The 13,847-nt window shown below is 40.8% G+C and carries 9 protein-coding genes; all 9 read left to right on the top strand.

The window, feature by feature from the left end:
- Positions 1-68 precede the first annotated feature (68 nt).
- The 9 genes from KCTC52924_RS04015 (at position 69) to KCTC52924_RS03975 (ending at position 13,836) form a co-directional block, all read left to right on the top strand.
- Positions 69-1,010, top strand: coding sequence for a class II fructose-bisphosphate aldolase (locus tag KCTC52924_RS04015; RefSeq protein WP_251807070.1), 942 nt, complete (start codon positions 69-71; stop codon positions 1,008-1,010).
- Positions 1,011-1,020: 10 nt separating this feature from the next.
- Positions 1,021-1,902: a 5-deoxy-glucuronate isomerase gene (iolB, locus tag KCTC52924_RS04010; protein WP_251807073.1), complete on the top strand. Its 882-nt coding sequence runs from the start codon at positions 1,021-1,023 to the stop codon at positions 1,900-1,902.
- 3 nt (positions 1,903-1,905) lie between these two features.
- A complete protein-coding gene (gene iolC / locus KCTC52924_RS04005; RefSeq protein WP_251807075.1) occupies positions 1,906-2,919 on the top strand; it encodes a 5-dehydro-2-deoxygluconokinase in 1,014 nt (337 codons plus the stop codon).
- A gap of 10 nt (positions 2,920-2,929) precedes the next feature.
- Positions 2,930-4,789: a 3D-(3,5/4)-trihydroxycyclohexane-1,2-dione acylhydrolase (decyclizing) gene (gene iolD / locus KCTC52924_RS04000; RefSeq protein ID WP_251807077.1), complete on the top strand. Its 1,860-nt coding sequence runs from the start codon at positions 2,930-2,932 to the stop codon at positions 4,787-4,789.
- A 62-nt stretch (positions 4,790-4,851) separates the two neighbouring features.
- Positions 4,852-6,447 (top strand): solute:sodium symporter family transporter, encoded by a 1,596-nt coding sequence (locus KCTC52924_RS03995; RefSeq protein WP_251807079.1) that lies wholly within the window; start codon positions 4,852-4,854, stop codon positions 6,445-6,447.
- Between the two features lie 35 nt (positions 6,448-6,482).
- Positions 6,483-7,958, top strand: coding sequence for a CoA-acylating methylmalonate-semialdehyde dehydrogenase (locus KCTC52924_RS03990; RefSeq protein ID WP_251807081.1), 1,476 nt, complete (start codon positions 6,483-6,485; stop codon positions 7,956-7,958).
- Between the two features lie 12 nt (positions 7,959-7,970).
- Positions 7,971-8,876, top strand: a complete 906-nt coding sequence (locus KCTC52924_RS03985; RefSeq protein ID WP_251807083.1) for a sugar phosphate isomerase/epimerase — start codon at positions 7,971-7,973, stop codon at positions 8,874-8,876.
- A 43-nt stretch (positions 8,877-8,919) separates the two neighbouring features.
- Positions 8,920-9,930, top strand: coding sequence for an inositol 2-dehydrogenase (iolG, locus tag KCTC52924_RS03980; RefSeq protein WP_251807084.1), 1,011 nt, complete (start codon positions 8,920-8,922; stop codon positions 9,928-9,930).
- A gap of 465 nt (positions 9,931-10,395) precedes the next feature.
- Complete coding sequence (locus KCTC52924_RS03975) at positions 10,396-13,836, top strand: SusC/RagA family TonB-linked outer membrane protein (RefSeq protein ID WP_370671506.1); 3,441 nt, start codon at positions 10,396-10,398, stop codon at positions 13,834-13,836.
- Positions 13,837-13,847: the final 11 nt, after the last annotated feature.

Genomic DNA, 13,847 nt, shown 5'->3' with positions numbered 1-13,847 from the left:
AGGGTCAATTATTTGTTGTTATTTGGAGAGGCAGTTATGGCTCTAATGGTCAATAAATAAGAATATAGATGCGGGTTTCTCCTAAAGTATTTTACGAAAATTGTTATGGCAAATACGCCATTCCCGCAGTAAATGTTTTTACGATGGAGCAGGTACATGCTCTATTTAGTGCCGGTGAAAAGGCCGATGCTCCTTTTATAGTACAACTTACCCCTGCCGCCAGGAATTACGCGGATCCAAGGATGTTGGAGGCTATGATAAAGGGGGCTGTAAAAATATATCCCAAAGTAAGTTATGCCGTTCATCTAGATCACGGGGATGAAACCCATGCGTTGGATGCCATCGCATCAGGTAACTATCAATCGGTAATGATCGATGCTTCCCATGAAGATTTCGTGACCAATGTGGCGAAAACAAGAACCGTAGTAAAGAAGGCTCATGCATCCAGCGTAGTGGTGGAAGCAGAGTTGGGAGTGCTTAGCGGGGTGGAGGACGATATGTCTGTCGCAGAGGAATTGGCAAAATATACCCAGCCGTCCCAAGTAGAGGAGTTTGTGGCGCTCACTGGTTGTGATAGTTTGGCCGTGGCCGTAGGGACCAGTCATGGGGCCTATAAATTTTCTGGAGGTAAAGGCATACAGTTTAACATATTGAAAGAGATTCAAAGTCGATTACCAAATTTCCCCATTGTATTGCACGGGGGGTCGGCGGTTAATTTAGTGGAAATAGACCGAATTAATAAAGCAGGTGGGGAATTAAGAGAGGATGCCTCCGGGGTCCCTGCTGATGAAATCGTACAATCTATCGCCTTTGGCGTGTGCAAAATCAATATTGCTACGGATACTAGACTTTTATGGACCCGAGTGCATAGGGAATTTTTCAGAGACATTCCAGAGCTTTTTGATCCAGTAATCCCAGGGAAGGTCTATATGGAAGAATATGAGAAATTTATGCTGGAGAAATTCGATCTGTTCAAAGCCACTGGAAAATCAAGTCAATTAAAACATTAAAAATAACACAATGGAACATCGGTCTTCTTTGCAGGTAAAAGCAAAATCCAATACACAAGTCTATCATCATATTACGCCAAAAACAGCAAATTGGAACTACCTTAATTTTGAGGCCAGGCTTATGAATAAAGGGGAAACTTGGCAACACAATACCCAAGATAATGAAATGGTGATCGTTCTATTGGGAGGGAATTTTAAGGTGGAAAGTGACCCAGGTAATTGGGAGACCAAAAACGGTAGAAAAGATGTTTTTAGTGGAATTGCCCACACACTTTACTTGTCTCGAAACACCACATTTACCTTAACGGCAATGAGCGATACTTTGGATATTGCCTATGGATGGTGCAAAACTAATGAGGATTTTCCGGCGAAATTTGTGACCCCGGAAGTAACCCCAGTAGTTATTTTCGGGGGAGACAATGCCACTAGGCAGTTTAATGACCTAGTTCCTCCAGGATTTGGTTGCAGCAAAATTGTAGTTCGTGAAGTATATACGCCTTCTGGAAATTGGAGTTCCTTTCCAGCTCATAAACACGATGAGCGAAGGTTGGACGATCAGGGAAATGTATTGGAACCCATCCAGGAGGAAACCTATTTTTATAAGTTCCAAAAACCGGAAGCCTATGCCATTCAACAAGTGTATACCAAAGACAGGTCTTTGGACGAGATTGTAAGGCCAAGACACAATGATGTGGTGATGATTCCCAAAGGATTCCACCCTGTGGTGGCAGAACACGGTTTTCATTGTTACTATCTAAATTTTTTAGCGGGTACTGACCAATGTCTCGCCAATACTACCGACCCCGACCATGAATGGATATATGATTCCTGGACCTCAAAAGATAAAAGATTGCCCTTGGTAACGGCTGAAATGAACAACACCAAAAATTGAAAAATGGACAAGAAAAAATTTGATGTCATCACTTTTGGGAGGTCGTCCATTGATCTGTATTCGCAAAATATAGGAGCTCCGTTCAGCGAAATTAAAGGATTTGATGCCTTTGTGGGAGGTTCTCCCCTAAATATTGCCGTAGGCTGTGCAAGATTGGGGGTTAACGCGAGTCTGTTGACAGCCGTTGGAAATGATAAGGTAGGCGATTTTATTCTCGATTTTTTAAATGAAGAAGGGGTAAATACCCAATTTATTCCAGTGAAAAATGGGACTAGGAGTAGTGCTGTTGTTTTGGGAATAGAACCTCCGGATAAATTCCCACTAGTTTATTATCGGGATAATGCTGCCGATAGTCAAGTTGATATAGATGATGTAGACAAGGCCCGCATACCCGAGCATAAAATATTATTGATAAACGGTACCGCGCTTAATGTAGAGCCTACAAGAAGTGCCACCTTTTACGCTACTGAAATTGCCAATAAGAATAAGGTAGATGTAGTGTTGGATCTCGACTTTAGAGCGGACCAATGGCATGATTATCGGGCATTTGGACTTACCGTTAGGGCAATTCTGCCTAGGGTAAAAATTGCGATTGGTACTGAAGAGGAAATTTTGGCAGCAACCATGAGCCATGCTTCCCAAGTTACGATTAAAGATCAGCAGATTTCTGCACCGGAAATTAAGGGGGATATATCGGCCTCCATAAAACAACTTCTTGCATCGGGGATAGAAACATTGATTGTAAAGCAAGGGGAAAAAGGGGCCACTATTTATCATAAGGATGGAGTGGCCCAGCAGGTAGACGGATTTCCTGTTGAGGTGCTAAATGTTTTGGGAGCGGGAGATGCTTTTGCAAGCGGATTTTTATATGGGATTCTTCAAGGTTGGGACCTATGGAAGGCGTGCCGAATGGGGAATGCCAGTGGGGCACAGCTAGTGACCAAAAAAGGATGTGCCAATTTTATGCCCACTTTAAAGGAATCTATGAGATTTATAGCTGAAAAAGGCGGATTTTAATAAAAAGATCATGAAAACAAAAAGACTTACTGTTAGCCAGGCAACTATAGAATATCTAAAAAATCAATATGTGGAACGCGATGGGGAACAAAATCGTTTTTTCGCGGGTTGTCTAGGTATTTTCGGACATGGGAATGTAGCAGGAATAGGACAGGCTTTACACCAAAACCCAGATTTCCCGTTTTATGTTTCCAGAAACGAACAGGGAATGGTACATACCGCAGCGGCCTTTGCCAAAGTGAAAAATAGATTGCAGACTTTTGTTTGTACCTCATCTATAGGTCCGGGAGCTACCAATATGATTACCGGTGCCGCCGCAGCTACGATCAATAGAATCCCGGTATTGCTGCTTCCAGGGGATATTTTTGCAACAAGACAGGTAGCTCCGGTATTGCAACAGCTGGAATCTGGCCATACACAGGACATTTCTGTTAACGATGCTTTTAAGCCTGTTTCCAAATATTGGGATAGAATTAATAGACCAGAACAACTTATTACGGCATTACCCGAAGTGATGCGGGTACTTACCTCCCCTTCGGAAACCGGTGCAGTTACCCTTTGCCTACCACAAGATGTTCAGGCGGAAGCCTATGATTTTCCAGAGGAAATGTTCAGGAAACGGGTGTGGTATATCGGAAGACCCATGCCCGATCAGAGACTCTTGGAAAGGGCCATTTCGCTAATTAAAAACAGCAAGCGCCCACTAATTATTGCAGGTGGTGGAGCCATTTATAGCGGGGCTACAGAAATCTTAAAAAAATTGGTCAATACCACTGGGATTCCCGTTGCAGAAACCTTTGCAGGCAAAGGATCCCTGGATTTTAATGAACCGCAGAACTTAGGTGCAGTGGGCGTAACCGGCACCCCAGGAGCAATTGCCATTGCCAAGGAGGCCGATGTGGTTATCGGTATTGGAACCCGATATAGCGATTTCACCACTATTTCCAAATCGGCTTTTCAAGACCCAGAGGTGCAATTTATAAATATCAATATTTCTGAATTCGACTCCTTTAAACACGGGGCTCTTCCATTGGTAGGGGATGCCAAGGCTATATTAGAAGTTATGGAAAGAGAGCTCTCCCAATTTAAGGTCGATAAAGAATATCGCCAAAAAGTGGAGGAGTACACTAAAAGTTGGGACAGTTTTGTTTCGGAAATTTATGCAGAGAAAAATGAGATTCCGGCTTTTCAAGGAGAAGTAATAGGCGCAGTGAATACCTTTTCCGATGCAGAAGATATTGTGGTCTGTGCAGCAGGTAGCCTACCCGGAGACCTTCATAAACTATGGCGCACCAGAGATCCTAAAGGGTTTCACCTAGAATATGGGTATTCCTGTATGGGCTATGAGATTGCAGGCGGTCTGGGAGCAAAAATGGCGAGGCCAAATAGCGAAATCTATGTAATGGTCGGTGACGGAAGCTACCTAATGATGTCCCAAGAAATAGTTACCTCTATACAAGAGAAACAAAAACTGACCATCATTCTATTGAACAACGACGGGTATTCTAGCATTGGAAGCTTATCCAGTTCCTTGGGTAGTGAAGGATTTGGGACCTATTACCGATACAGAAACGAGGATACCCATCAGTTAGATGGGGAGCTGTTGCCTGTAGATTATGCTGCCAATGCTGCAAGTATGGGTGCCCATGTTATTAAAACTAAAAACTTGAAGGAATTTAATGCCGCCCTAAAAAAAGCCAAAACCATAGAAACAACGACCTTAATTTATATAGAGGTGGATAGGAAAAAGGCAGTTCCGGGATTTGCCTGGTGGGATGTTGCCGTAGCAGAAGTATCGGAGAAAGATGCCGTTAAGCAGTCCCTAAAATCATACAGGGAGAATAAGAAGTCACAAAAATATTATTTGTAGAATTTAACAACCAAACAACCAAACAACCAAACAACCAAACAACCAAGCAACCCACCCACTCTATGGATACCAATCTGATGATTATTTTAAGCTCTTTCCTCCTTTTTACTGGAGGGGTTGCCTTCTTTACCTGGTATAGTCTCAGGAAAACCGACTTGGCCTCCTTAGATGGTTATTACTTGGGCGGTAGAAGTTTAACGGGTGTAGTGATCGCAGGGTCTATGTTGCTCACTAATATTTCCTCAGAGCACCTTATAGGGATGAACGGGAATTCTTATGTGAACGGTTTTATTGTAATTGCTTGGGAAGTTACCTCGTCCATAGCCTTAGTTATAGCCGCAATATTTTTTGTTCCCAAGTACCTGAAAATGGGCTTGACAACCATTCCACAGTTTTTGGAAAAAAGATTTGATGGCGCAACTAGGACCATGGTAGCAGCCATTCTTATTTTCTCCTTTGTGGTAACGCTGTTGCCCATTGTGCTCTATTCTGGGGCTATTGGTATAGAGAGCCTATTTGGGGTGTCTGAAGCTTTGGGAGTAGACAAAACGGAGGGCCTTTGGATTACCGTAGTGGTGATAGGAGTAATTGGATCCATATATGCCATTTTTGGTGGTTTAAAAGCAGTGGCCTATTCGGATACCATAAATGGAATTGGACTTTTGTTAGGGGGCTTATTGATACCAATTTTAGCCCTGATGGCAATTGGAGACAATAATATTGTGGACGGATTGGTAAAAGTATACAAATATGCCCCTGAGAAGTTTAATGTAGTGGGAGCCCGAGATTCTGTTTTGCCTTTTGAAGTATTATTTACAGGCTTAATTATTAATCAGCTTTATTTCTGGGGGATGAATCAAACAATCATCCAAAGGGCACTAGGCGCAAAAAATCTAAAAGAGGCCCAAAAAGGATTGTTGTTGACCGGACTTTTTAAAATTCTGATTCCCTTGGTAATTATACTCCCGGGAGTAATTTGCTACTACTACTTTCAAGACACCTATTTTGACCAGCAAGATTCCGTTTATCCCCAATTGGTAAAAAAAGTATTGCCTGTGTGGTTAATCGGGTTTTTTGCCGCGGTAATCTTGGGAGCAGTTCTAAGTACTTTTAATTCTGTACTGAATTCGGTGGCTACTTTGTTCAGTATGGATATTTACAAGAAGCATATTGCAAAAAATGTCAGTGATATTAAACTGGTGAGAATTGGGAAGCTTACTTCTGCAATATTGGCCGTAATAGCCATTTTTGCAGCCCCAATGGTGGCAAATGCTTCGGACGGATTGTATCAATTGCTACAGGAGTTGAACGGAATTTTCTTTATTCCCATCGCGTCCATTCTTTTAGCAGGCTTCTTTATGAAAAAAGTGTCCGCCACAGGAGCAAAATCGGCGCTGATATTCGGACTGTGTTTTTACACATTTATGACATGGGGCTATACGAGCCACGGGATTCATTTTGTACATCTCTGGGGAATAGAATTTGTATTGAATGTCGCCATTATGTATGCAGTTTCCCATTTTTATCCCAATTCCAATACTTACGAAATTACAGATGTTGGGGCAGTGAACCTAACTGCTTGGAAGTACACTGTTCCTGTGTCTATTGGTTTGTGTGCTGTTACCGTTCTAATTTATGTGTTGTTGTGGAACAACTAAATATTGATGATATCTAATTTTAAAATACTAGGAAAATGAACATATTAAAAAATTATATCGATGGAGTTTGGACCTCAAGTGACTCCAAGGAAACAAGAGAAGTGGTGAACCCTGCAACACAGGAGGTTTTGGCAAAGGTACCCTATGGTGCTGGTACCGTTAAGGATGTGGATCTGGCCGTGCATGCTGCTTCCAAGGCGTATAAGGAATGGAGTAAGGTTCCTGTACTTAAACGGGTGCAGGTATTGTACAAATTAAAAACTTTGATGGAAGAAAATACGGAATCCTTGGCCGAAACCATTACCAAGGAATCCGGAAAGACGTATGGGGAATCGGTCGGAGAAATCCAAAGGGCCATAGAGAATATTGAGGTTGCTTGTGGGACTCCAATGTTGATCGCCGGGGACGTAATAGAAGATATCGCCACAGGAATAGATGAAATGATGATAAGGCAGCCTTTGGGAGTGGCAGCCTGTATTACTCCTTTCAATTTTCCAAGTATGATCGTTTTTTGGTTCCTTCCTTATGCCATAGCTACAGGGAATGCCTTTGTCGTAAAACCTTCGGAGAAAGTGCCGCTGACTATGATGAAGATTTTCGAATTGATCGATCAATTAGACCTTCCAAAAGGACTCGTTAGTTTGGTTCATGGAGGCAAGGATTCTGTAGATGCTATTTTGGAGCATCCAGCGGTAAAAGCCATAAGTTTCGTAGGGAGTACCCCAGTAGCCAGATATATTTATTCCAAGGGAACCGCAAACGGAAAAAGAGTTCAGGCACAGGGCGGGGCTAAAAATCCTGTAGTAATACTACCCGATGCCGATATAGAAATGTCTGCAAAAATCATTGCGGATTCCGTTTATGGCTGTGCTGGCCAAAGGTGTTTGGCGGCCTCCACCATAATAACCGTCGACGATCATAAAAGAGAAATAAAGGATGCCCTTTATGAAGCGGTAAAATCCCGGACCACTGGGTATGGCCTAGATAAGGATATAAATATGGGACCGGTCATTACTCCTGAGAGCAAAAAAAGAATCCAAGGTCTAATTCAGAAAGGGATTGATGAAGGGGCCAAATTGCTTTTAGATGGTAGAAATACCAGTATTTCCGGATATGAGAACGGAAATTTCCTAACCCCTACCATTTTAGAAAATGTGGCCTTGGATAAAGAGCTCATTAAAACAGAGATTTTTGGTCCAGTGATGAGCTTGATATCGATGAAAAATATTGATGAGGCACTACAATTTGTTAACAGTGGAAGTTATGGAAATATGGCTTGTTTGTTTACGGGAAGTGGGGCCAATGCCAGAAAATTCAGGAACGAGGCCGATGCAGGGAATATTGGTATAAACATAGGTGTAGCCGCTCCAATGGCACAATTCCCTTTTAGCGGATGGAAGGACAGCTTTTTTGGGGATCTGCACGGGCAAGGGAAACACGCTATTGAATTCTTTACCCAGACCAAAGTAATCATTGAAAGATGGCCGAATATTTGGTCTAGAAAATTTTAATTGGAAAATAGGATGATGAAAATCGCGAATGCTCCTTGTTCATGGGGAGCCCTGGAATTTGATCTAGAGGAGAAATCTGAAGAAATAGGTTTTAAACAGGTTTTGGATGAAATAAAGGAAACTGGATATATAGGAACTGAACTTGGGGACTGGGGGTTTATGCCCACAGATCCAAGTAAATTAAAAGCGGAACTACACAACAGGAAACTGTCGCTTTTAGGAGCCTTCGTTCCTGTTGCTTTGGTCGACGAGACCATGCACAACAAAGGGGTAGATACGGCACTAAAAGTAGCTCAGCTGATGCATAATGCCGGATATAAAGATGCCTTTGTGGTATTGGCGGATGATAATGGATCTGTAGCCGAGCGGACTAAAAATGCGGGGAGGATAACCCCTAAAATGGGACTCACTAAAGCGCAATGGCGCGTATATGCTTTAGGGGCGGAAAAGATTGCCAAGGCCGTTAAGGAGGCTTATGGAATCCGCACCGTTTTTCACCATCACTGTGCTGGGTATGTTGAAACTCCAGAAGAAATAGATCAATTGATGGCCATGACCGATCCTAAATTGCTAGGACTGTGTTTGGATATGGGACATTATGCGTTTGGTGGAGGTGATCCAGTAGAGGCTCTAAAAAAGTATGGAGAAAGGATATGGCATGTACACTTTAAAGATTATAGTCCAGTTGCAGCCAAGGCCTCAGAAGCTGTTGATGGCGATTATTTTGATGCTATTAAGCGAGGGGTGTTTTGTGAACTGGGGAAAGGAAATGTAGATTTTAAAGCTGTAGTAAGTCTGTTAAAGGAAAAAGGATACAAAGATTGGATCGTAGTGGAACAGGACGTATTGCCAGGGATGGGCAATCCCAAAGAATGTGCCCAAGCCAATAGGAATTATTTAAAAACCTTAGGGCTCTAATTGAAGGAAAATTGAAGAAATAATCATAAATAAAATTAAACCTATGACGAAAGTTAAATTTGCCTTGGCAGGGATGGGGAGAATTGGGAAGATTCATTTGGAGAACCTGCTTCAGATGGAACAGGTTGAGGTGGTTGCAGTAATGGATCCAATGGAAGAATGTAGGGAATATGCCAGGGAAAGGAATATTTCTAATATAACAAAGACCTTCGAGGACCTGTTGACCATTACCCCATTCGATGCTGTTATCATCTGTTCGCCCACGGATACCCATGCCAATTATGTTGAATTGGCAGCAAAAGCGGGGGTCCATGTGTTCTGTGAAAAACCTTTGGACCTTTCCTTGCAGCGAGTAATGGAAGTTCTTGATGTCGTAGAAAAAGCAAATATTAAATTGATGCTGGGTTTTAACCGCAGATTTGATAAAGAATTTAGAAAGGTACATGAGCTGGTAAAGGAAGGAGCCGTAGGACAACCCCATTTGGTGAAAATTACTAGTCGAGATCCTGGAGCACCCCCTATAAGTTATATAGAAAAGTCTGGAGGTCTTTTTCTGGATATGACCATCCATGATTTTGATATGGCCAGATATGTGGTGGGTAAGGAAGTGATTGAGGTCTATGCGAAAGGGGCGGTTCTTATAGATCCATCCATTGGAGAGGCCGGCGATATAGATACCGCAGTAGTTACTTTGACCTATGAGGATGGAACTATGGCCATTATAGACAATAGTAGGAAGGCGGCCTATGGTTATGATCAACGGATAGAAGTGTTTGGATCTGAGGGCATGGTGCAGGCCAATAATAATTTTATGGATTCCCATCGTCTTTATACAAATAAAGGTATTCAGGCAGCCCTGCCCTTGCATTTTTTCTTAGAAAGGTATGCAGCAGCTTATAAAACGGAAATGCTCGATTTTGTGAACAGCCTAAAAAATGGAGCGCTAGTCCCGGTTGGTGGTAAAGATGGACTTATGTCTTTACAAATTGGCTTGGCAGCCATAAAATCTATCAAGGAAAATAGGCCGGTTCGGATTGATGAAGTAGCGATTTAATACATTCTTAATTATGGTTGTACTAAATCAATATTATTTTAAAATAACTGATTATAAATTCCGATTAAAACTTAAAATTTTGTTAAATTGTAAGATATTATAAAATATAATTAAAAATTAAACCAAGAATTATTTACGGCAAGTTTTGAGGTTGAAGCCATTGATTACGTGTTTATAGCGGTCAATGAGACCTGCAAAATGGACTTTAAAATTAACGAAGGACAAATAACAATTAACTAAACAAACCAACTGCTAATGAAGTAGACTTTCTAAGATTTAAGTAAATCACATTCTTGGGCTAACCACCTATTTTATAGGATGTGACACAAAGAATTCGGAATGTGAACTAACACTTCCTAATAAAATGTGATTAAAGTTATTAACCACCAAAACCATTTTAAAAATATGAAAAACCAAATTAAGTTGGGGAGGGAATCCCATTTTCGGCTACACTATCATTTAAAAATGAAACTTTTTACACTGTTACTGTTGACTGTTTCGATTTTTCAAATTCATGCCATCGAACCCTATGGTCCGAAGACCAAAATCACTTTGAATCTTGAGAATGTAAGTCTCGAAAATGCATTGAACAAAATTGAGTCGCTTACAGAATTCAAATTCACATACAATAATAAGGAGGTGAATTATAAAAAAATTGTCTCTGTAAGTGCTGATAAAGAATTGGTAACTACAATTTTGGAAAGACTTTTTTTAAAGATGGACATTACCTATGAGGTATTGGATAAACAGATTGTTCTTAAGCCTGAAAAAAATGATTCTTCCAAGACCAATGATGATGTGAGAAAAATAGATGCTTATCAGCAGTTTAACGTTGATGGCACCATCTTGGATAGTAATGGCAATCCTTTGCCAGGGGCAAACGTTCTGGAAAAAGGAACCACCAACGGGACACAATCCGATTTTAATGGTAATTTTTCTATAAATGTTAGTAGTCAGAATGCTATTCTAGTGATATCCTATATTGGATATACAGGTAAGGAATTCGCTGTAAATAGTCAATCAAATGTTTCGATTAGCCTAGAAGAAAGTGCTACGGGCTTAAACGAAGTTGTGGTAACGGCATTGGGCATTACCAGAGCTGAGAAGAAGATTGGTTACGCCACCCAAAAAATGGATGTAGAGATTATTGAGGAAATAAATGCTCCCAACGTGGGAAATTTATTTACTGGTCAGGTAGCCGGATTAACTGTAAGCAATCCCACCGGTTTGTTTCAAAAGCCGTCTTTTTCCCTTAGGGGCAAATCACCCTTAATTGTTATAGATGGTATAGCTGTTGAAACCGATTTTTATGATGTTTCTGCCAATAATATAGCCAATATAAACGTCTTAAAAGGAACAACGGCCTCGGCACTTTACGGATCTAGAGGTAGAAATGGTGCCATATTAATAACGACCAAGAATGCCAAAGTAGATGGTTTAGAAATTTCGGTTTCCCATAATACTATGGTTTCTGCTGGCTTTACTGTTTTTCCAGAAACGCAAAGTGAGTATGGTAATGGCTCTAATGGAAAATATGAATTCTGGGATGGTAAGGATGGTGGTATTTCCGATGGGGATATGATCTGGGGTCCTAAGTTTGAACCTGGAGTTATGGTCTCTCAATGGAACAGTCCTATATTGGACAATGTTTCTGGTGAATCTATTCCTTGGTGGGGTGATGTCTATGGAACTCAATATGATGATAAATCACGTTATTCCAGAGTGCCGACCCCTTGGCAATATCATGATAACCTTAAGGATTTCATGGGAACAGGATATATTTCCAGCACTGATTTTTCTATTGCAAGCAAGTCCGAAAAAGGGTCGTTCCGTTTGTCCGGAAATTATTCCGACCAAAAGGATAGAGTGCCCAATTCGGGACTTAAAACAGGAGGGTTGACTTTTAAATCGACGACCAACCTTTCCAAATCACTTACTTTGGATAGTAAATTATCCTATAATAAAGTGTATTCCCCTAACTATCCTAGGCATGGATACGGTCCAAAAAACCATATGTATACCATTCTAATTTGGATGGGAGATGATGTTAACGGTAAAGAATTAAGAGATCATATGTATATTCCTGGACAGGAAGGATATAGGCAAGCCAACTATAACTACGCTTGGTATAATAACGTTTATTTTGCTGCCAACGAATTGAATCAAAAATACGATGCAGACTTGATCAATGCCCAGATGGTGTTGAAATACAATATAGCCGAAGGGCTTAATTTGCAAGGAAGAGCTTCAGCTGTAATGCAAGATATTTTTGAGGATAGACAAAGCCCTAAGACTTATTTAAACTATGGAGACGCTAGGGAAGGGGATTACAAAACGTGGAATTCGAAAAGATTGACTGTAGATTATGATATCTTGGCCTCCTATACAAAATCCTTGACCGAAGATATTTCCTTCGATGTTAACGCCGGTGCTTCTACATTTTATAGAAAATACCACCAAGAATATAACTCTACTGATGGCCTTGTTGTTCCATTTGTGTATAGTCTTAATAATACTAGTGGAAATATTGCTGGGACCACCTATTACGAGGAAAGAGCAACCAATAGTGTCTATGCTACTTTGGGGTTAGATCTTTATGATGCAGTATTTTTAACCGCAGCTGCGAGAAACGACTGGTCTTCCACTTTGCCGAAGGAAAACCGTTCTTATTTTTATCCATCGGTTTCTTTAAGTACAGTGATTTCCAATTATTTAACCATGCCAAAAGCCGTGGATTATTTAAAGCTATATGGGTCATGGGCAAAAGTGTCTAGTGATTTAAACCCGTATAGTATATCATCATACTATACCAATAGTGGGGTGTTTGGAGGAAATATAAGATTGCAATATCCCAACGGATTGGTAAATTCCAATATAGAGCCCGAAAGTTCAAACTCGTTTGAGCTTGGTTTAAGTTCAGCATTTTTAAAGAATAGGATTGGTTTAGATCTAACTTATTACAATGTAGTAGACACCAATCAAATTATAGATTTGCCTATTTCCAACACCTCGGGATTTGAAAACAGAAAGGTAAATGGTAATGAATATACGACCAATGGTTTTGAAATGGTCCTTAATGCCAAGCCAATAATTACGGATAACTTCTCCTGGAACGTAACGGCCAACTGGAGTAGACAGGTTAAGAAACTTACGGAGATATATGAGGACAATACCACTTATAATAACCTTAGGCTAAACGATAGGGCAGATAGTTATTATGCTACAGTGTGGCAAAAGTCGGCTGATGGCGATTTAATTTTAGGGACTAATGGAATGCCTATTAGAGATAGTTACCCACAGCTTTTGGGACATAATGATCCCAGTTGGACCTTGGGTCTGCAAAATAGTTTTAAATATAAAAAGTTAACTGTTAATGTTGGTATAGACGGTGTTTGGGGTGGTTTAATCCGTTCATTGACCGTTGAGAAAATGTGGTGGGGTGGTAAGCACCCTTATTCTACCGAATTTAGAGATGCAGAATACGCTGCCGGGGTACCAGTTTATGTTCCGGAGGGGGTACAGGTTACAGGTGGTGACTTGGTGCAGGACGTAAATGGGGAGGTAATTTCAGATACTAGGACATACGCCCAAAATACAACTGCGGTTAGCTGGCAATCCTGGTCTCAGCAATATCCCTACAGAGCAGCTGTGACTTACAAGGAAAATAAAAAGTTTGCCAATATTTTTGACAGAAGCTTTTTTAAATTGAGAACGCTATCCTTCAAATATGATTTTACCGATTTGGCCAACATCAATGGGGTTAAGAACTTAGATGTGACCTTTAGTGGATACAACCTGTTGGAATGGAAGAAAGCTGATATTATTGATCCAGATTTTGGGAACGATAACAACTTACAAGATCCTTCCACGAGATACATAGGTATAGGCGTTAATGTTAAATTTTAGAAAAAGACAAA

The sequence above is a fragment of the Arenibacter antarcticus genome (genome assembly GCF_041320605.1).
In the GTDB taxonomy this organism is placed as follows: domain Bacteria; phylum Bacteroidota; class Bacteroidia; order Flavobacteriales; family Flavobacteriaceae; genus Arenibacter; species Arenibacter antarcticus.
Note: the sequence above shows the minus strand (reverse complement) of the source record. Positions and strands in the feature narration are given on the sequence as shown.

Bases quoted from the DNA above. Each gene is read 5' to 3' on its own strand.
- KCTC52924_RS04015 (WP_251807070.1), top strand. From the start codon at position 69: ATGCGGGTTTCTCCTAAAGTATTTTACGAAAATTGTTATGGCAAATAC.
- iolB (WP_251807073.1), top strand. From the start codon at position 1,021: ATGGAACATCGGTCTTCTTTGCAGGTAAAAGCAAAATCCAATACACAA.
- iolC (WP_251807075.1), top strand. From the start codon at position 1,906: ATGGACAAGAAAAAATTTGATGTCATCACTTTTGGGAGGTCGTCCATT.
- iolD (WP_251807077.1), top strand. From the start codon at position 2,930: ATGAAAACAAAAAGACTTACTGTTAGCCAGGCAACTATAGAATATCTA.
- KCTC52924_RS03995 (WP_251807079.1), top strand. From the start codon at position 4,852: ATGGATACCAATCTGATGATTATTTTAAGCTCTTTCCTCCTTTTTACT.
- KCTC52924_RS03990 (WP_251807081.1), top strand. From the start codon at position 6,483: ATGAACATATTAAAAAATTATATCGATGGAGTTTGGACCTCAAGTGAC.
- KCTC52924_RS03985 (WP_251807083.1), top strand. From the start codon at position 7,971: ATGATGAAAATCGCGAATGCTCCTTGTTCATGGGGAGCCCTGGAATTT.
- iolG (WP_251807084.1), top strand. From the start codon at position 8,920: ATGACGAAAGTTAAATTTGCCTTGGCAGGGATGGGGAGAATTGGGAAG.
- KCTC52924_RS03975 (WP_370671506.1), top strand. From the start codon at position 10,396: ATGAAACTTTTTACACTGTTACTGTTGACTGTTTCGATTTTTCAAATT.